Below are 17,477 nucleotides of genomic sequence, written 5' to 3' on the forward strand. Positions count from 1 at the left end.
CGCGAGGTTGCGCTCCGGAGAGCCGGCTGCCACCACCCAGCCCGCGACGCTCACCGCGCCGAACCAGACGAAGAACCCGCCGGCCCCGCTCCAGACCGGCACGGTGACGCCGGGCAGCAGCGCCGCCGACCACAGGAGACCGGGGCGCCTGCCGTCGCGCGGAGGCAGCCGGAAGGCGCGGCGCCGCTTCGGATCGGTCGCGGCGAGCCGGCCGAACGCAGCGAGACTAAACCCCGTGGCGAGCGTCGTGGCGAGCGCGCTCACTCCGCCGGCTCCGGGTGCAAACGGCGCGCGCGCGTGGCGACACGTCCGCTGGCGTGGAGCCAGAGCCAGGCCCCGGCGATCAGCAACAGCAGGTCTACCGTCAGTGCGTCGCCCTGTCCGTGCAGCGCCGCCTCGGCCCAGTCCATGCCGCCCATGCCGATGCGCAGGACCGGCAGGAGCAGGCACAGCGCCCCCATCAGACGCTGGTAGCGCCGGCCGAGCCGACCCTCGTCGGGTTCGCGCCAGCCGACGAAAGCGGCGACGATCGCCCCGGCGAGGAACCCGAGCGGCGTCCACAGGAAAGGGTCCGCGGCAGGGCGGGCAAGGAAGAAGGCCACGGCCGAGGCCAGCATCCCGATCGGCAGGCCGTAGCCCACGACCTGCACGACATGGCCGAACCGCCGCCATTGCGGCTGGTCGGCGCGCCGCCGCACCCAGAGCCGGAAGCCCGAGAGGATGACGAAGCACGTGGCGACACCGAGCGCGCCCCAGACCGCCTTGGAAAGCAGCCCGGCGAAATGGCCGAAATGCAGCGGAGCCATCAGCCCGTAGACCACGCCCCCGGCGGAGCGGTCGACGCCGACCGGCGCCCTCGCCCCGAGAAACGCCCGCGTCGGGCCGTCGTAGACGTTGTTTACGTAGAGCATCCCGCCATCCGCCGGATCGTGCCACACGGCCACGCGCGCATCGGCGCGACCGTAATTCTCGATCGACACGTAGGTCGCGGGCGAACCCGCCCGCCGGGCGGAATCGGCGAGAATATAGTCGAGGCTCGCCAGCGGCGTCGGGGTCGGATCCTCCGGGGCGGGGGTCTCGAACAACGCCTCGCCCATGGCGTCCGCGTCGCCGTGGAAGGCGACGGCGGCGACGAGCGGGAAGGAGACGGTGCTCGCGAAACTGAAGAACGAGCCGGTGAAGGCCAGCAGGAAGCCGAAGGGAATGCTCCAGCTTCCCGACAGCACGTGCCGGTCGCGAACCGAGCTGAGCCGCCCGCCCGGCCGCTCGGCCACGAAAAGATCGCGGATCACGTGCTTGTGCATCAGCACGCCCGAAACCACCGCCGCCATCATCATCAGGCCGAGCACGCCCGTCAGGATCAGCCCCCAGGGGTTCGGCAGGTAGAGCTGCACGTGCAGCTCCACGAGAAAATGACGCAGCGCGCTCGATTCCCAGTTCGCGGGCTCGCTCCAGATCCAGCCATCGCGGCGGTTGAGCACGGTCCCGTCGTCGGCGACGAGGAAGGCCGAGCCGATGTCGTCCTCCTCGCCAGTCTCGGGATTGACCGCATGGTCGTGGAAGAAGACGTAGAGGTCGTCGCCCTCGCCCGACCACATGCCGATGTCGTGCAGGTGCGCGGGATCGACCTGGGCGGCGAGCCTGCGCACCTTGGCGTCCACCCGGCCGTCGAGCGCCTCGACGGCGCGCACGCCCCCGGCCGACCAGCGGCCGATCTCGCGGGCGAAGACCGCGACGGCGCCGGTGGCGATCACCGCATAGAGCAGCAGCCCAAGCACGACGGCCGACCAGCCGTGGATCGCGGTGAGGCGCTTCAGTTGCGCCTGTGAGAGGCCCATCATCGCTCAGTCCCCCATGATGGCGGCGGCGACTACGATCGCCTGGACCAGCGTCGCCCCGACGAGCGTCGCGGCGCAACGCGGCAGGTTCTCCTCGAGGCAGGCGTAGAAGAACGGCACGGCCCAGATCAGCGGCGCCAGCACGATCGGAAAGGCGAGATGGTCGACGCCCGCGCGCCCCGCCGGCAGCCAGCTCGGCATCGCCATCATGGTCGCCAGAGCGGCAGCGAGCGCGACCGGGCCCGCGAGCAGCCAGCGCGACAGCGCCGGGCGCGCCAGGATCGCAGCCGACACGGCTCCGAGCGGCGAGCGTGCCCGCGCCCTCTGGGTCTGCTTTTCGAGAGACATGTCCACGCTTCCATCCGGCCCCGGGCGATGGCTATCGCAGTGACCTGCGTGGCTTTTCCCATTCTAGCCAAAGCGGCGGCGAGTTCAACTCGCCTGCGTCGCGCCGGGATTTCGTGCCGGATACCGGGGTCACCGCTGCGCGGCGGCGGCCTCGAACGCGGCGGCGATCAGCAGGCACCTGGCCGACCTGGTCGACCGCCGGGCGCCGTGGCCGCATGCGGGCGCGGCCGTCCTTCAGGTACAGGAATCCGGCTTGCCACTTTTTCAGGATTCGACAGGGCTTCAACACGAGTCCGGCGCCCGGATCGTTGGTGTCAGGCGTCCTCGCCCGCACGCACCAGATTGCCGTCCGCATCGACGAGCGCGAGTTCGCGCATGCCCCACGGCTTCGTCTCCGGCGCCACGTAGCGGGGCACGCCCCGCTGCGGCAGCCCGGCCGCGGCGCAGACGGCGGCGAATCCGTCGAGGTCGGCGCACCTCAGATAGGCGCCCGCGTCGTTGCGTCCCGGCTCCAGGTCGGACTTGCGCCAGAAATGCAGCTCCGCCCCGGCGCGCGCGACGATCAGGTACTGCGCGGGATCGAGATAGCGCACCGCGAACCCGAGCCGCGACCAGAACGCCGCCGCCGCGTCGAGATCGCGGGCAGGCAGGATCGGCGCCGTCCGGTCGTCCCCGCCCGCCGCCGGCGCGGCCAGCGACGCCACCACGTCCCATGCCCCCGGCGTCGCCGCGAGCGCCATGCCGCCGCGCGTCAGATCGCCGCCCTCGGGGAACGCAGCCGTCCGGCCGCCGGCTTCGCGGATGATCAGAAGCGCCCCCAGCGCGTCCCACGCGTGCATGTGCGGCTCGACGTAGCCCGCGAGCCGCCCTGCCGCGACCGAGGCGAGCATCAGCGCCCCCGAGCCGTTGCGGAAGAAGACGCCGCCCGCACGCGCGATGGCTTCGGCCGCGCGCCCGATCCAGGCGGGATCGGTGCGATGGCTCGCCCCCACCGCGGTCGAGGCGTTGGTGGCGTAGATCCCGTCGGGGATGCGCAGGACCGCGCCGTTCAGCGTCGCGCCGCGACCGAGCACGGCGGCGAAGGTCTCGCCCTGCGTCGGGACCTCGACCACGCCGACGACCGCTTCGGCCCCCCGCGCCACGGCGAGCGCCACGCACCAGCTCGGCATCCCGTGCAGGTAGGGCGACGTCCCGTCGATCGGGTCGATCACCCAGATGAAGCCGGAAGCCCCCGCCTCCGCTCCGAATTCCTCGCCGAGGAACCCGTCCGCCGGAAACGCCGCCGAGATCCGCGAACGGATCAGCCGCTCCACCGACCGGTCGGCCTCCGAGACGACGTCCTGCGCGCTCGCCTTGGTCTCGATGGCGAGCTCGGCGCGGCGGCGCCAGAAGTCATGCGCCATCTGCCCCGCCTCGCGGGCCACCGCCAGCGCCAGGGCGTGGCGCGCCTCGATCTCGGGCATCTCTCCTCCGGGCGACGAGGGTCTCAGCCGCTCATACGCGGGCCGCGCCGCGTCCGCCAGAGCGGCAGGCGGTGCGTCGAGCGCCGCCGTCATGGCCGTCGTCGGCGGCCGGCACGGGCGCCAGGCGACGATGGCGCAAATTCGATCGACATGGCGCTTGCGTTTCGTGCCAGCCATGGCAGGATCGGATTCGTCGAAACCAGCGAAAGGAGGTGATCCAATGTCTGACGGGACCTTGGAGCTAATGGTCGGGTTCATTCGCGAGGCCGCCGCCTGAGGGCGCGCAGCCGGCGTGGCCTGACCGGCCAGCCTCCAAGCTCACGATCTAAGGGGGGCCGCGATCCGCGGCCCCCTCGCTTTTCCGGGAAGCCCTGCGATGCTTCGCATCAACGACGCCGTCAGCCTCGCCGACTGGGAGTTCTCGGAGAGCTTCGTGCGCGCGTCCGGGCCGGGCGGCCAGAACGTCAACAAGGTGGCGACGGCGGTCGAACTCCGCTTCGAGGCCGCGCGCTCGCCGAACCTCGATCCGGCGGCAAAGGCGCGGCTGCGCCGGCTCGCCGGAAGGCGGTGGACATCCGAGGGCGCGGTGGTCGTGACCTCGGACCGCCACCGCAGTCAGGCGCTCAACCGCGGCGATGCGCGCGAGAAGCTGCGGGCGCTGATCCTCGCCGCGCTGGAGCGCCCGACGCCGCGGGTGGCGACCCGTCCGACGAAAGGCTCCATCCGCCGCCGCCTCGACGCCAAGGCGCACCGCGGGGCGGTCAAGACCGCCCGCGCGGCCGTCGATCCCGAGCCCTGAATAGAGCAAGGCGCCGCCGGCTGTTCCGTCAGGGTCGGCGACGCCGGTGGCAACTGATACCGGCGAGTCTGTCAGGCCACCCGGCGCAGCACGGGCTAACACGCGTGATAGACGGGCAACTACCTGAATACACAGAATAAAAGTGTTAAGGGTGAAAAAGGTCCGCGAGTGGTTCCATGAGCCCGCCGGTATGACATGACGAGGGAACTCCCGCCGCCCGCGTCGGCGCAGGGAAACCCTGCGTTTACCTCGACTTCGCGCGACATTCCCGGGGCCGCGTCGGCTCGCCTTAACCGTTGCTGGCGGAGTCGCGGCTAGGGTCTCGGCATGTCCGAGCTCGATCCCTCCCTCGCCGATCCGGAGAAGGTGGCCATCCGCGCCGCAGCGGCGATCGTCGCCGGAGCGCTGGCGTTGACGCTCGCCGGCGGGGTGCTGGTCGACCTCGTCGGCCAGCGCCCGATCCGGCTCGAGACGCTCGCCTCCACGGCCGCAGCGGAGGCGGCGATTCTGCGCGAGATCGCCGGCGATCTTGACCGCATGGCGGAGGCGGCGCCGGGGCCGGAGCGCGAGGCGGCGCGACGCGGTCTCGACTGGAACCTCGGCCGGGTCGCGACGACGGAGGTTCGGCTTGCCGAACTCGCCGGGCCGGACGACCGCCTGCTCGCGGTATCGGCTGCCGCGGTGCGGGATTTCGCCGCCAGCGCCGCCGACATCGCGCCGAGCGCGGCGGCGACCCAGGCGGCGCTCGTCGACGACCGCCTTGCGCCCCAGCTCGAGCGGCTGGGGCAGCGCTACGCCGCCGAGACGGCGCGCGCCCACGACCACGCGCGTTTCGTCCGCCGCGCCGTGCTTCTGGCGCAGACCCTCGGCCTCCTCGGCCTCGCCGCGGCGTTGGTGCTGCCGGCGCGGCGGCGCATCGCCGCATGGTTGCGCGCGAACCGCGAGGCGGAGCGCGAGGCGCGCCACCGCCTGCTCCACGATCCCGTGACGCGGCTGCCGAACGCGACCTACTTGCAGGCGCACCTCGCCCGGCTCGCCGCGGCGGCCGAACGCTCGGAGAAGCAGACGGCGGTGCTCCGCCTCGACCTCGACCGCTTCAAGTCGATCCGCGAGACGCTTGGCCCGCGGGTCGCCGACGAGATCGTGCGCATCGCCGCCCGACGCATCCGGCTGGCGCTGCGCGTCGGCGATTTCGCCGCGCATCTCGGGCAGGACGACTTCGTGCTCGTCGCGAGCGATCTCGACGACGCTGCCGCCGCCGCCGCGATCGCGCACCGGGTGCAGTCGGTGCTGGCCAAGCCCTTCTCGTTGCAGGGCGGCGCCCGGCGCATCGGATGCTCGATCGGCGTCGCGATGCTCGCCGACGACCTCCCCGAAGCCGAGCGCGCGCTCGCCAACGCCGACATCGCGCTCGCCGAGGCGCAGGACGCGGCGCCGGGGGCGATCCGGTACTTCCGCGAGAGCCTGCGCATCGAGACCCAGCGGCGCGAGGCGCTGTTCGCGCAGCTGCTGGCCGGACTGGAGCGGGGCGAGCTCGGCCCGTTCTACCAGCCGCAGATCGACGTCGCGACGGGCGCCCTGGCCGGCTTCGAGGCGCTGGTGCGCTGGCGCCACCCGGAGCGGGGGCTGCTCGCGCCCGGCGAGTTCCTCGAATTCGCCGAAGCGGCGGGCCTGACCGAGCGGATCGGCGAGGTGGTGCTCGGACAGGCGCTGAGCGCGCTGACGGCCTGGGACGCCGCAGGGCTCGAAGTGCCGCGGGTGGGCATCAACTTCGCCATGGCGCAGCTGCGCGACCCGCGCCTGATCGAGAAGATCAAGTGGGAGGTCGAGCGCCACGACATCGACCCGAGCCGGATCGCCATCGAGGTGCTGGAGACGGTGCTGATCAAGAGCGACGAGGACCTGATGGTCCGGAACCTGCGCGGCCTCGCCTCGGCCGGGTTCCAGATCGAGCTCGACGACTTCGGCACCGGCCACGCCTCGATCCAGAACCTGCGGCGGCTGAACGTCCACCGGATCAAGATCGACCGCAGCTTCGTCCACGGCATCGAGGCGAGCGAGGAGCAGCGCACGCTGACCGCCTCGATGATCGCCATGGCCCGCGCGCTCGGCATCGGCACGCTCGCGGAGGGGGTCGAGACCGCCGAGGGACTCGCGACGCTGGCCACGCTGGGCTGCGATCAGGCGCAGGGCTATCACATCGCGCGGCCGATGGGGCTTGCCGACACCTTCGACTGGCTGGACCGCTTCCAGGGGCGCGCGAGCGGCGAGCGGGCGGCCGCCGGGCCGGACTCGCGCCCCTCGATCGTCGACCCGAATAAGCCTTGACCTTTCCAGGGCGCTTCGGTTGAACCCTGTCACCTTACGACGGGGGCGGCCGGAGGCGCGCGATGGATGACCAGAACCGGAACCTGATCCTCGCGACCGCGCTGAGCTTCCTGGTCATCCTCGTCTGGTTCCTGCTGTTCCCGCCGCAGCCGCCGGAGACCGCGCCCGCCGGACAGACGGTCGCCGAGGGAGAGGTTGCGCCGGGCGCGGCCGTCCCGGGCGCGCCCGCGGCGACGGGAGCGGCCGTCGTCGACCGGGTCGAAGTGCTGGGCCGCACCGCGCGAATCCAGGTGCGGACCGAGAGGGTGTCGGGCTCGATCTCGCTCGTCGGCGGACGGATCGACGACCTGCAACTGCTCGACTATCACGAGACGATTCAGCCCGACTCGCCCAACGTCACGTTGCTGACCCCCGCCGGGGCCCCGGGGGAATCGCACTATGCGCTCTACGGCTGGTCGCCGGCGGGCGGCCTCGCCGCCGACGCCGTGCCGGGGCCGAACACGCCCTGGGAGGTCGAGAACGGCGAGACGCTGACCGCAACGACGCCGGTCACCATCCGCTGGGACAACGGCGCGGGGCTGGTGTTCCGCCGCACCATCTCGATCGACGAAGACTTCATGTTCACCGTGGCGCAGTCGGTCGAGAACACGACCGCCGCGGCGGTCAGCGTGCAGCCCTACGGCATCGTCGCGCGCCACGGCATCCCGATGGACGTGAAGCGGTTCTGGATCCTGCACGAGGGGGTGGTCGGGGCCGCCGACGGCATCCTCCAGCAGTTCACCTGGAGCCAGCTCGAGGACCTGCCGGAAGACCCGGCCGAGGGCGCGCAGGCCGAGGCGATCCCGGCCGCCGACCAGGGCTGGATCGGGTTCACGGACCACTACTGGATGTCGTCGCTGGTCGCCCAGCCCGGCCAGCCGTTTACCGCAGTCGTGAAATACACCGCCGCCAACGACACCTTCCAGACCGACATGCGGCTGCCGGTGATGGCCGTCGCCCCGGGCGCCACGGCCGAGGTCACCACCCGGTTCTTCGCCGGCGCCAAGGAATGGTCGCTGCTGCGCGCCTACGAGCGCGACCTGAAGATCGACCGCTTCGTCGACGCCATCGACTGGGGCTGGTTCTGGTTCCTGACCAAGCCGATCTTCATTGCGCTGCACTGGCTGCACGGCTTCATCGGCAACATGGGCATCGCGATCATCGCGCTCACCTTCATCATCAAGGCGATCCTGTTCCCGCTGGCCTACAAGTCCTACGTCTCGATGTCGAAGATGAAGGCGCTCCAGCCGCAGATGGAGAAGATCAAGGAGGTCGCCGGCGACGACCGGATGAAGATGCAGCAGGAGGTGATGGCGCTCTACAAGCGGGAGAAGGTCAACCCCGCCGCGGGCTGCCTGCCGATCCTGTTGCAGATCCCGATCTTCTTCTCGCTCTACAAGGTGATCTTCGTTACGCTGGAGCTGCGCCACGCGCCGTTCTTCGGCTGGATCCACGACCTTTCCGCGCCGGACCCGACGAGCTGGATCAACCTGTTCGGGCTCCTGCCCTGGGCGGCGCCCGATCATGCCAGCCTTTTCGGGATGCTCTCCATCGGCGTCTGGCCGATCGTTCTCGGCATCTCGATGTGGCTCCAGCAGAAGCTGAACCCGGCGCCCACGGACAAGACGCAGGCGATGATCTTCGCCTGGATGCCGTGGGTGTTCATGTTCATGCTGGGCTCCTTCGCGAGCGGCCTCGTCATCTACTGGGTGGCCAACAACACCATCACCTTCACCCAGCAGTACCTGATCATGCGCAGCCAGGGCGTCCGGCCGAACGTGTTCGGCAACATCTTCTCGGGCTTCAAGCGGCGTCCGAAGGTGGAGTAGGGCCATGGCCGGGGTCACCGCGCTCTACCGTCACCCGATCAAGGGCTGCGGCTTCGAGGCCGTGACGGAGACCGATCTCGTCGCGGGCGAGACGATGCCGTGGGACCGCGTCTGGGCGGTGGCGCACGACGCGGCCAAGGTGGCGCCCGGCGGGCGGGACTGGGCGGCCTGCGTCAACTTCAGCCGCGGCGCGCGGACGGCAAGCCTGATGGCGATCAGGGCGGAGACCGACGCCGCCGCGGGCAGGATCACCCTGACCCATCCGGACCGGCCGGCGATCCGCGTCGACCCGGACGATCCCGCCGACGCGGAGGCTCTGGTCGCATGGCTCGCGCCGCTGCACGACCCGGCACGGGTTCAGCCGGCGTTCGTGGCGCGCGCCGGGCGAGGGATGACCGACAGCGCCTTCCCGTCGATCGCGATCCTGAGCGAGGCCAGCCTCGCCGCGCTCGGCGACCGGCTTGGACGCCGTCTCGAACGCGAGCGGTTCCGCGGCAACGTCTGGCTCGACGGGCTCGCGCCGTTCGAGGAGTTCGACCTCGTCGGCCGCGAGATCCGCGTCGGCGGCGCGACGCTCGCAGTGCGCGAGCGCATCACCCGCTGCGTCGCGACAACGGTCAACCCGGCGACCGGCGTCAGCGATGCCGACACGCTTGCCGCGCTTCAGGCCGGCTGGGGCCACAAGGACTTCGGCGTCTACGCCGAGGTGGTCGCGGGTGGCCCGGTCGCCGTCGGCGACCCCGCCTCGCTGTGACCGGACCGGACCCCGACGACCCAAGTCCGATGCCGGGCTTCCCCCGGGTCGGGTTCCTGAAGCCCCTCACGGCGGGCCGCGCCAATGTCGAGGTCGGGCGGTTCAGCTACTACGACGACCCCGAGGGACCCGAGCAGTTTTTCGAGCGCAACGTCCTGCACCACTACGACTTCGTCGGCGACCGCCTCGTCATCGGCAGCTTCTGCGCCATTGCGACCGGCGTCCGTTTCTTCATGAACGGCGCCAACCACGCGATGGACGGTTTCTCGACCTTTCCCTTCAACATCTTCGGCAGGGGCTGGGAGCGGGGCTTCGAGCCGGCGAGCTGGGAGCGCGAGAATCGCGGCGATACCGTCGTCGGCCATGACGTCTGGATCGGCGCCGAGGCGCTGATCCTCCCCGGCGCGCGCATCGGGTCCGGGGCGATCGTGGGCGCGCGGGCTGTGGTCTCGGGCGACGTGCCGCCCTACGCCATCGCGCTCGGCAACCCTGCCCGCGTCCTGCGGCTCCGCTTCGACGCGGCCACCATCGCCGCGCTCCTCCGCTTCGCCTGGTGGGACTGGCCGGTCGAGCGCATTACCGCCGCGCTCGGCGCCATACGCGGCGCAGACATCGCCGCGCTGGAGCGGGCGGCGGGATGAAGCAGGCCTTCACCCTCGCGCCCGATCCCGAGCCGGAGGACGCCGAGCGCGGCCGCAAGCTGTTTGCGGGGCCGGTCGACTTCCTCAAGGGCGTCGTGGCGATGGACGGCCTGCCGCCGGCCGACCGCGTGGAGGTGTGCTTTGCCGGCCGGTCCAATGTCGGAAAATCGAGCCTGATCAACGCGCTGACCGGACGCAAGGCACTGGCGCGCGCCTCGAACACGCCCGGACGCACGCAGGAGATCAACTATTTCGCGCTCGGCGAGGCGTTCTATCTCGTCGACCTGCCCGGCTATGGCTTCGCCGAGGCGCCGAAGGCCGTCGTCGAACGCTGGCAGGCGCTGCTCAAGGCCTATCTCGCCGGGCGGGCGACGCTGCGGCGGGCCTTCGTGCTGATCGACGCGCGCCACGGCGTCAAGGCGGTGGATTCCGAGATCCTCGGCCTTCTCGACCGCTCGGCGGTCAGCTTCCAGGTGGTGATCACCAAGGCCGACAAGCCCGCGGCCCGTGACCTCGTCCGCGTGTGCGACGAGGTCGCGGCAGCTCTGGCGAAGCATCCGGCGGCCTATCCGGAGGTCGTGGTGACCTCGGCGGAGACCGGCCGCGGGCTGGAGACCCTGCGGGCGATCGTCGCGGGGCTGGGGCAGGTCTGATCCGCTGCGATGGGGGATCAACCCTATGGAGACGCACGGAAAACCGGGGCTGGAAACGGGCTTGCCACTTCGTTGCGGGTTGTTAACGGGGACACCGGCTTCACTTCGCGCCGATAAAGCGGGCGAGCTTGCCCAGGGTCTGCTGGCCGAGTTCGACGGCGCCGATCTCCTGCGCCTTGTGCATCTCGGCGGCGGTGCTGAAGACCATGCCGAGCGTGACCGTGGTCGATCCGTCCCGCTCGTCGAAGGCCGCCCAGGCGTCGGCGTGCCTGGGGCCGTCCTCGCCCCAGAGGAGCGTGTAGGCGATCCGGTCCTCGGGCCGAAGCTCCCGGTAGCGATGATGGTTCGGATAGACCGTGCCGTCGGGTCCGACCATGTCGAACACCCATTCGCCGCCGGTTCGCAGGTCGATCCGCTTCGTGCGGCAGGAGAACCCGTCCGGCCCCCACCAGCGCGGCAGCGCGGCCGGGTCCGTCCAGGCGCCCCAGACGAGCGAGCGCGGCGCGGCGATCACCCGCCGGAGCAGGAGCATGCGCCCGGTCACGTCGGCGAGGTTGTCGAGCCCGGCGTCGAACCCCTGCCGGTAGCCGGCTTCCATGTCCCCGGCCAGCGCCGACAGCTGCACCGTCGCCACGATCCGGCTGCGCTCGCCCATGGCTTCGAAGTCGGCGGTCACCAGCGCCGCCGACCGGGTCACGCCCTCGCATGAGATCACCTCGTAGTTCACGCTGCGCCGGTCCGGCTGCATCTCCAGCCACCCTGCCTCGCACCGGATGTCGGGCTGGCCCGCCACCTTGCAGAGCGATACCTCGCGTCCGCCGGGGTGCGGCTCGGCCTCGAGAAACTCCACCGTGACCGAGGGCGCGGGGGAGGCCCAGAGCGCCCGTGCGGTGGGTGCGGTCCAGGCCTGCCACAGCGCCGCGACGGGTGCGGCGATCTCGCGCTCGAAGCGCAGCGTCGCGAAGCGGCCGCTCATCGCCCGAGCCCCCGGGCATAGGCTTCGAGCTGCGTCGCGACCGTGCCCCAGCCGTCGAAGAAGCCCATGTCCTCGTGTGCCTTGCGGCTCCCGGGATTGCGGTGGCGGGCGATGGCCGTGTAGGTCGTGCCGCCGCCGGGCGCGTCGGCCAGCAGCAGGATCGCGGTCATGAAGGGCTCGGGCGCCGGCTTCCAGCCCTCGGTATAAGCATCGGTGAAGACGAGCTTCTCGTCCGGGACGACCTCCAGATAGACGCCGCGGTTGTCCATGGCCGCGCCCTCCACCTCGAACACGGTGTTGAACCGACCGCCGACGCGCAGGTCGATGTCGACCGCCGTCACCCTGTGCGGCGCAGGCACGAAGAAGTGCGGGATGTGCTCGGGCGACGTCCAGCATTCCCAGATCAGCCGTCGCGGCGCGGCCAGCGTGCGGGTGAAGCTCAGGTCGGTTTCGGGATCGAGTTTCTGGGTCATTTCGTGCGTTCCTTCATCAGCCTCGTGACGTAGTCGTCCAGCCGGTCGAGCCGGGCCTCCCAGATGTCGCGCTGGGTGTCGAGCCACGTCCGGACCGGCGCCATCGCCTCCGGAACCAGCGCGCAGGTGCGGACGCGGCCATCCTTGGCGGTGACGATCAGACCCGCCTCCTCCAGCACCGAGAGGTGCCGCATCACCGTCGGCAGCCGCAGGCCGGTGGGATTGGCCAGTTCCGTAACGCGCGCCGGCGCTTCCGCCAGCCGCGTCAGCATCGCCCGACGGGTCGGGTCCGCGAGCGCGTGGAAGATCAGCGACAGGTCGGGATCATGCTTAGCCATATATCTAACTATCCCGGACCGCCGCCCACGGCAAGGAAAAAGTTACGCGGTTGGCTAAGTGTTTCGGCTGACCGGCCGGCGGCTCTGCCGGCTCGGGGTCACGAAATTCCTTGCTGGCAAGGCCGTCGCAGGTAGATTGCGCATCGAAGCTGCCCCCAGAGCGGAGACACGGGATGCGAGGTCTGATCTGCGCCGCTCTGCTGGGGACTGTCTGGCTGGCTGGCCCCGCCCGCGCCGAGACGACAGCGCCGGCCGGTCCTGCGGGTGAAAATCGCTGCGGCTGGCTGGTCAACCTGACCCCAGGCGACTGGTGGCTGGTCGATCGTCACGCCACATGGGTCCTGTCGTCGCAGGGAAATGCGGAGGGGCCGGCCGCAACGGGGCTTGACCGGCTACCCGAAACCAGGCCGCCGGACTACATCGAGGAAGGGTCGGGCCACGGCTATGGCTGCGCCTGTCTCAACATGATCGTCGATCCGGCGACAGAACTGGTCAAGCAGGTACTGGACGGCCGGGCGCTACCCCTGGCGACGTGCCAGAACGACAGGAGCCTGCCGCCGCTGAGCAAGTGGTGACGCGACGCGCGTCGAAGCCGGCGCTCCCTGTGACATGCGGCGCCCACTGTGCCGGCGTCGGCGGCGACCGCTTGCCCCGGGCGGGCGGGCGCGACGGCATTTCGTTCTCGGGGATTGGCCAGCGGGGCCGCGTCGCGTAAGGATCGGCTGACCCCAAGGGCATGTCGCGTTGTCAGGAGTAGCCTGGTTGGTTCCGGATCCCGTTCCCCTCGTCGACCCGGTGCGTCGTTTCGTCCTGTTCACGAACGCCAAGTGCGGCGGCGCGACGCTCAAGAGCTGGTTCTTCGCCAATCTCGACATTCCCCGGCTGGAGCAGCGGCCCGTCGCGTTCCTGCGCGCCTTCGGGCCCGCCTATGCCTGGCGGCATCTCCGCCGCGGCCGCAAGATCACGCCGCGCGGGGCCGGCCTGCTCGACGTCGCCAAGGTGCGGCGGATGACCAACTTCTACCGCAAGGCCTTCAGCGCGCCGGCGATGGAGGCGGGCGTGGGCGACTGCTTCAAGTTCGCGGTCGTCCGCCATCCGGAGGACCGCGTCGTCAGCAGCTTCATCGACAAGGTCTGCGGCGCGGACCGGAACGCGCGCTGGGTCAAGGACATGCTGGTCAGGGCCGGCCACGGCGACGCGATCAGCTTCGACGGCTTCCTCGACTACCTCGAGACCGCGGACGAGACCACGGTCGACCCGCACTGGCGACGGCAGAGCTACATCCTCGAAGGCCACAGGATGGACGCCTGGGTGCGGCTCGAGCACCTCGCCGAGGATTTCGCGCACATCGGGCCGCGCGTCGGCGCGGCGCATCTCGACGTGTTCTCGCGCCGGCTCCAGAGCAACGCCTACGATCCCGCGAGCATGGAGGCGGCGCTGGCCGCGGACATGCCGTCGATGAGTTCGCGCGACGTGATCGCCTGGGCGGAAAGGCACGGCGCATTCCCTCCCAAGGAAGCGTTCCTGACGGACGCCACCCGCTCCCGCATCCGGCGCATCTTCGCGAAGGACTTCGACCTGCTTCCCTACGGCGCCAGCGGCGCAGCCACGGAGACCTGAGCCATGCCCATCGACCCCGACGCCATCGTTTACGAGGACGGGCCGAAGAAGGCCCGCTACATCCATCGCGCCGAGGGCGCCGAGGCGGAACTGGTGCTCTCCAAGGTAGGGGAAGGCCGGGCGATCATCGAGCATACCGAGGTTCCCGACGCCATGCGCGGCCTCGGCGTCGGGCAGGCCATGGTCGCCCGCGCCGTGGTCGATGCCCGTTCCGCCGGCCGCCGTCTCCTGCCGCTCTGCCCCTTCGCGGCGGCGCAGTTCCGCCGCCATCCCGAGTGGGAGGACGTCCTCGACCGTCGCGGCTGAAGACGCCGGGACCGGGCCGATTGCCCGCGGCTCTCGCTGCCTGGCGGCTCCCTCCCCTCGCGACTAGACCGCGGCGGCGAGCGTCCAGACGATCAATGCGAGATAGGTCACGATGCTGGCGATGCCGAGGGCGGTGTCGAGCCAGTTGGCCCGGTGTCGCGCGGCCTCGTGGTCGGCGCCATGCTTGGAGAGCCGGTTGGTGAGGAGCGAGATCGCGAGCGAGGTGACGATCGCCCCGAAGACGAGGAACGCCAGCCGGTCCACCAGCCCGAATTCCGGCTTGAACCCGGCCGCGTCGTCGAGCCGCACCAGATTCGTCACCGCCGCGAACAACGCCCCGGTGTTCATGCCGACGCGAAGCCCGAGTTCGGTGCAGGAGACGACGAACGACAGCGACGTGATCAGGAACGCGAAGGTCAGTCCCAGGAAGTCGTCGATGATGACGGGCGAGCGGACGCGGTCGATGTTCACCGCGAGCTCGATCTGCGAGAAGGCGGTGTCGGGGTCTGTCCAGTAGCCGAAATCGGTGTCGTAGACGTGCTCGGCCGTGCGCAGGTCGACGCCCTGGACCTTCCAGCCCGCCATGTGGAGATATTCCGAGATGCGCGCGCCGTCCGGGTCGGGGATGAAGCGCAGTCCGTCGACGCCTTCCACCGACTCGAGACGAACGATCAGGCTCTGGCGGTCGAAGGGGAAGTGGCGGAAGTCGAACTCCTGGTCGACCTGCGTCTCGATGCGCGCGAACGTATAGCTTCCGCCGGCCGGGTTCGGCTCGGTCTCGACCTCGTCGATCCTGACGGAATTGCCGACGACCCAGAGGTCGCGGTTGATGTCGAAGCTTCCGGCGGGATCGTTGAACCAGGCGTAGAAGGCGATCCGGAAGCTGCCGTCGTTGGAATTGATGTCCCTGAGGCCGGTCACGAAGGCGCCGACCTCGACGTCGCGCGACTGCGCGGCGGCGGTCCCGCCGAGCGCCGGCCCGAGGACGAGCGCGGCGAGGAGGAGGAGGGCTCGGATGGGGCGGGTCAGGGTGTAGCTCCGGGGTCGCGGCGACATGGGGAACCAGCCGGCGGCACGGCCGCGCCGCCGTCTCAGCGGGAGCGGGACCGGACGAAGCCGACGATCTCGAAGGTGCGGTCGAGGATCGGCTCGGCGATGGCGGAGGCCTTGTCGGCGCCCTCGCCGAGGATGCGGTCGATCTCGGCCGGGTCGGCGAGCAGACCCTTCATCCGCGTCGTGATCGGCGCGAGATGGGCGACGGCCAGGTCGGCGAGCGCCGGCTTGAACTCCGAGAACGGCTTGCCGGCGAAGTCCTCGACGACCTTCTCCGGGGCCTCGCCGGCGAGCGCGGCGTAGATGTTGACGAGGTTGCGCGCCTCCGGCCGCTCGGCCAGCGCCGAGAAGGCGTCGGGCAGCGGCTCGGGGTCGGTGCGGGCCTTGCGGATCTTCGACGCGATGGCGTCGGCGTCGTCGGTGAGGTTGATCCGGCTCATGTCCGAGGGGTCGGACTTCGACATCTTCTTCGTGCCGTCGCGCAGCGACATGACGCGGGTTGCCGCGCCCTCGATCACCGGCTCGGTGATCGGGAAGAAGTCGACGCCGTAGTCGTGGTTGAACTTGGCCGCGATGTCGCGGGTGAGCTCGATATGCTGCTTCTGGTCCTCGCCCACGGGAACGTGGGTGGCGTGGTAGAGCAGGATGTCGGCCGCCATCAGCGAGGGATAGGCGAACAGGCCGAGCGATTCCGCCTCGGCGTTCTTGCCGGCGGTCTTCTCCTTCCACTGCGTCATCCGGCCCATCCAGCCCATGCGCGCGACGCAGTTGAACACCCAGGCGAGCTGGGCGTGGCCGGCCACCTGCGACTGGTTGAAGAGGATCGACCGCTTCGGGTCGAGGCCGCAGGCCATGAAGGCGGCGGCGAGCTCGCGCGTGGAGGCGCGCAGCCTCGCAGGATCCTGCCAGACGGTGATCGCATGGAGGTCGACCATGCAGTAGAGGGTCTCGATGCCCTCCTCCTGCATCTCGACGAAGCGCCGGAGCGCCCCGAGGTAGTTGCCGAGCGTCAGGTTCCCCGACGGCTGGATGCCCGAAAAGACGCGGTGGCTGAACTTCGCCGCGGTCATGGCGATCTCCGGTAAGCGACAGGCCGCGTCTTTGCCGCCTCGCGGGTCGGTCGTCAACGGTTTCGGTAGTGTTGAGAGCTGGAGCCAACCGGGGAAACGGGGGGCGCCATGATCGCGCTTTGGACGATTGCCGCACCTTCGCTGGGCTTTGTCGCCGCCGCGCTTGCGGACAGGGCGCTTACGGCGGGGCTGATCTGGTAGTGGATTGATTCCAACGTTTGGTAATCTTGGCTTCTGGCGACGATGATTTTTTCTGATTAATTGACTTAGGGGGCTATGGCGATCTGGAACCGAAGGAGATTTACGCACAACCCAGCTGGTCTCAGTTGCGCGCCGTTCGTGGCGCGTTGTGGCGACGGCTGCCGAGGGGCGTCAAAGCCAATTTGGCGTCTCTCTTTCAACGGCATCCGTGACAGGCTGATGGTCAAAACAGCCGACAGTGACTTCTTCTGTCGGCTGGAAGCGGGCCGCGGCAGCCCGGTCACGGCGGATCATCGTCTCCGCGCCCCGTAGCTTGCGCCCTTCATGGGCGGCGGTAGAAGGGGGGCCCCGAATTCGTCGAGGCCCGCGTGACCGCCGAGCTGATCCTTCCCGATGCCGAGGCGACCGCGCGTCTTGCGCGCACCATCGGTGCGCGGCTCGCCGCCGGGGACGTCGTCGCGCTGTCGGGCGGGCTCGGGGCGGGGAAGAGCCATTTCGCCCGGAGCCTTATCGCAGGGCGGCTGGCCGCGCTGGGGCGGGCGGAGGACATCCCTTCGCCGAGCTATACGCTGGTGCAGACCTACGACCTCGGGGGGGGGGAGCTATGGCATGCCGATCTCTACCGGCTCGCGTCGCCGGAGGGGGCCGCGGAACTCGGGCCCGGGGGGGCTTTCGAGCCGGCGATCTGCCTCGCGGAATGGCCGGACCGGCTGGGGGTGGCGCTGCCGGCGGGGCGGTTGGGCGTCTC

19 protein-coding genes are annotated in these 17,477 nt (G+C 70.4%); 10 read left to right on the forward strand and 9 right to left on the reverse strand.

Features of this window, described 5'->3' with window-relative positions:
* The 4 genes from KBA23_RS11185 to KBA23_RS11200 all read right to left on the reverse strand — a co-directional run.
* A partial coding sequence (locus KBA23_RS11185) for a hypothetical protein (RefSeq protein ID WP_290740824.1) occupies positions 1-264 on the reverse strand: 264 nt, incomplete at its 3' end.
* Positions 261-1,841 (reverse strand): PepSY domain-containing protein, encoded by a 1,581-nt coding sequence (locus tag KBA23_RS11190; RefSeq protein WP_290740827.1) that lies wholly within the window; start codon positions 1,839-1,841, stop codon positions 261-263. The genes KBA23_RS11185 and KBA23_RS11190, both read right to left, overlap by 4 nt.
* Before the next feature lie 3 nt (positions 1,842-1,844).
* Positions 1,845-2,186: a hypothetical protein gene (locus KBA23_RS11195; protein ID WP_290740829.1), complete on the reverse strand. Its 342-nt coding sequence runs from the start codon at positions 2,184-2,186 to the stop codon at positions 1,845-1,847.
* A gap of 314 nt (positions 2,187-2,500) precedes the next feature.
* Positions 2,501-3,649, reverse strand: coding sequence for an inositol monophosphatase family protein (locus tag KBA23_RS11200; protein WP_290740832.1), 1,149 nt, complete (start codon positions 3,647-3,649; stop codon positions 2,501-2,503).
* A gap of 376 nt (positions 3,650-4,025) precedes the next feature.
* Here KBA23_RS11200 and arfB point away from each other — a divergent pair, with 376 nt between their 5' ends.
* The 6 genes from arfB to yihA all read left to right on the forward strand — a co-directional run bounded on the left by arfB (position 4,026) and on the right by yihA (position 10,692).
* Positions 4,026-4,448, forward strand: a complete 423-nt coding sequence (gene arfB / locus KBA23_RS11205; protein WP_290740835.1) for an alternative ribosome rescue aminoacyl-tRNA hydrolase ArfB — start codon at positions 4,026-4,028, stop codon at positions 4,446-4,448.
* A 327-nt stretch (positions 4,449-4,775) separates the two neighbouring features.
* Entirely contained in the window at positions 4,776-6,776 is a 2,001-nt protein-coding gene (locus KBA23_RS11210; RefSeq protein ID WP_290740838.1) for a bifunctional diguanylate cyclase/phosphodiesterase, read from the forward strand.
* 62 nt (positions 6,777-6,838) lie between these two features.
* A complete protein-coding gene (gene yidC / locus KBA23_RS11215) occupies positions 6,839-8,644 on the forward strand; it encodes a membrane protein insertase YidC (protein ID WP_290740840.1) in 1,806 nt (601 codons plus the stop codon).
* Positions 8,645-8,648: 4 nt separating this feature from the next.
* Positions 8,649-9,398 (forward strand): MOSC domain-containing protein, encoded by a 750-nt coding sequence (locus KBA23_RS11220; protein ID WP_290740843.1) that lies wholly within the window; start codon positions 8,649-8,651, stop codon positions 9,396-9,398.
* A 29-nt stretch (positions 9,399-9,427) separates the two neighbouring features.
* Entirely contained in the window at positions 9,428-10,039 is a 612-nt protein-coding gene (locus tag KBA23_RS11225; RefSeq protein ID WP_290740844.1) for a CatB-related O-acetyltransferase, read from the forward strand.
* Positions 10,036-10,692, forward strand: a complete 657-nt coding sequence (yihA, locus tag KBA23_RS11230; RefSeq protein WP_290740846.1) for a ribosome biogenesis GTP-binding protein YihA/YsxC — start codon at positions 10,036-10,038, stop codon at positions 10,690-10,692. The genes KBA23_RS11225 and yihA overlap by 4 nt, the downstream gene beginning before the upstream one ends.
* A 100-nt stretch (positions 10,693-10,792) precedes the next feature.
* Here yihA and KBA23_RS11235 read toward each other — a convergent pair whose 3' ends face one another.
* From KBA23_RS11235 to KBA23_RS11245, 3 genes are read right to left on the reverse strand one after another with little or no spacing between them, the layout of a single operon-like run.
* Positions 10,793-11,668, reverse strand: a complete 876-nt coding sequence (locus tag KBA23_RS11235) for an SRPBCC family protein (protein WP_290740848.1) — start codon at positions 11,666-11,668, stop codon at positions 10,793-10,795.
* Entirely contained in the window at positions 11,665-12,141 is a 477-nt protein-coding gene (locus tag KBA23_RS11240) for an SRPBCC family protein (protein ID WP_290740851.1), read from the reverse strand. The genes KBA23_RS11235 and KBA23_RS11240 overlap by 4 nt, the downstream gene beginning before the upstream one ends.
* The gene (locus KBA23_RS11245) at positions 12,138-12,479 is read right to left on the reverse strand and encodes a metalloregulator ArsR/SmtB family transcription factor (protein WP_290740854.1); all 342 of its coding nucleotides are present in this window, start codon (positions 12,477-12,479) and stop codon (positions 12,138-12,140) included. The genes KBA23_RS11240 and KBA23_RS11245 overlap by 4 nt, the downstream gene beginning before the upstream one ends.
* A gap of 173 nt (positions 12,480-12,652) precedes the next feature.
* Here KBA23_RS11245 and KBA23_RS11250 point away from each other — a divergent pair, with 173 nt between their 5' ends.
* From KBA23_RS11250 to KBA23_RS11260, 3 genes are all read left to right on the forward strand, one after another.
* Positions 12,653-13,054: a DUF4087 domain-containing protein gene (locus KBA23_RS11250; RefSeq protein ID WP_290740857.1), complete on the forward strand. Its 402-nt coding sequence runs from the start codon at positions 12,653-12,655 to the stop codon at positions 13,052-13,054.
* 187 nt (positions 13,055-13,241) lie between these two features.
* Complete coding sequence (locus KBA23_RS11255) at positions 13,242-14,099, forward strand: sulfotransferase family 2 domain-containing protein (protein ID WP_290740859.1); 858 nt, start codon at positions 13,242-13,244, stop codon at positions 14,097-14,099.
* A 3-nt stretch (positions 14,100-14,102) separates the two neighbouring features.
* Complete coding sequence (locus tag KBA23_RS11260) at positions 14,103-14,405, forward strand: GNAT family N-acetyltransferase (protein ID WP_290740862.1); 303 nt, start codon at positions 14,103-14,105, stop codon at positions 14,403-14,405.
* A 63-nt stretch (positions 14,406-14,468) separates the two neighbouring features.
* Here the strand turns inward: KBA23_RS11260 and KBA23_RS11265 are convergent, their stop codons facing one another.
* Positions 14,469-15,461: a hypothetical protein gene (locus KBA23_RS11265; RefSeq protein ID WP_290740865.1), complete on the reverse strand. Its 993-nt coding sequence runs from the start codon at positions 15,459-15,461 to the stop codon at positions 14,469-14,471.
* A 35-nt stretch (positions 15,462-15,496) separates the two neighbouring features.
* A complete protein-coding gene (trpS, locus tag KBA23_RS11270; RefSeq protein ID WP_290740868.1) occupies positions 15,497-16,528 on the reverse strand; it encodes a tryptophan--tRNA ligase in 1,032 nt (343 codons plus the stop codon).
* A 569-nt stretch (positions 16,529-17,097) separates the two neighbouring features.
* Between trpS and tsaE the strand changes: the two genes are divergently transcribed.
* Positions 17,098-17,477 (forward strand): tRNA (adenosine(37)-N6)-threonylcarbamoyltransferase complex ATPase subunit type 1 TsaE (tsaE, locus tag KBA23_RS11275; RefSeq protein WP_290740870.1); only part of this gene is annotated, 380 nt, incomplete at its 3' end.

Source organism: Amaricoccus sp. (genome assembly GCF_017995835.1).
Taxonomy (GTDB): domain Bacteria; phylum Pseudomonadota; class Alphaproteobacteria; order Rhodobacterales; family Rhodobacteraceae; genus Amaricoccus.

Bases quoted from the DNA above. Each gene is read 5' to 3' on its own strand.
- KBA23_RS11190 (WP_290740827.1), bottom strand. From the start codon at position 1,841: ATGATGGGCCTCTCACAGGCGCAACTGAAGCGCCTCACCGCGATCCAC.
- KBA23_RS11195 (WP_290740829.1), bottom strand. From the start codon at position 2,186: ATGTCTCTCGAAAAGCAGACCCAGAGGGCGCGGGCACGCTCGCCGCTC.
- KBA23_RS11200 (WP_290740832.1), bottom strand. From the start codon at position 3,649: ATGCCCGAGATCGAGGCGCGCCACGCCCTGGCGCTGGCGGTGGCCCGC.
- arfB (WP_290740835.1), top strand. From the start codon at position 4,026: ATGCTTCGCATCAACGACGCCGTCAGCCTCGCCGACTGGGAGTTCTCG.
- KBA23_RS11210 (WP_290740838.1), top strand. From the start codon at position 4,776: ATGTCCGAGCTCGATCCCTCCCTCGCCGATCCGGAGAAGGTGGCCATC.
- yidC (WP_290740840.1), top strand. From the start codon at position 6,839: ATGGATGACCAGAACCGGAACCTGATCCTCGCGACCGCGCTGAGCTTC.
- KBA23_RS11220 (WP_290740843.1), top strand. From the start codon at position 8,649: ATGGCCGGGGTCACCGCGCTCTACCGTCACCCGATCAAGGGCTGCGGC.
- KBA23_RS11225 (WP_290740844.1), top strand. From the start codon at position 9,428: ATGCCGGGCTTCCCCCGGGTCGGGTTCCTGAAGCCCCTCACGGCGGGC.
- yihA (WP_290740846.1), top strand. From the start codon at position 10,036: ATGAAGCAGGCCTTCACCCTCGCGCCCGATCCCGAGCCGGAGGACGCC.
- KBA23_RS11235 (WP_290740848.1), bottom strand. From the start codon at position 11,668: ATGAGCGGCCGCTTCGCGACGCTGCGCTTCGAGCGCGAGATCGCCGCA.
- KBA23_RS11240 (WP_290740851.1), bottom strand. From the start codon at position 12,141: ATGACCCAGAAACTCGATCCCGAAACCGACCTGAGCTTCACCCGCACG.
- KBA23_RS11245 (WP_290740854.1), bottom strand. From the start codon at position 12,479: ATGGCTAAGCATGATCCCGACCTGTCGCTGATCTTCCACGCGCTCGCG.
- KBA23_RS11250 (WP_290740857.1), top strand. From the start codon at position 12,653: ATGCGAGGTCTGATCTGCGCCGCTCTGCTGGGGACTGTCTGGCTGGCT.
- KBA23_RS11260 (WP_290740862.1), top strand. From the start codon at position 14,103: ATGCCCATCGACCCCGACGCCATCGTTTACGAGGACGGGCCGAAGAAG.
- KBA23_RS11265 (WP_290740865.1), bottom strand. From the start codon at position 15,461: ATGTCGCCGCGACCCCGGAGCTACACCCTGACCCGCCCCATCCGAGCC.
- trpS (WP_290740868.1), bottom strand. From the start codon at position 16,528: ATGACCGCGGCGAAGTTCAGCCACCGCGTCTTTTCGGGCATCCAGCCG.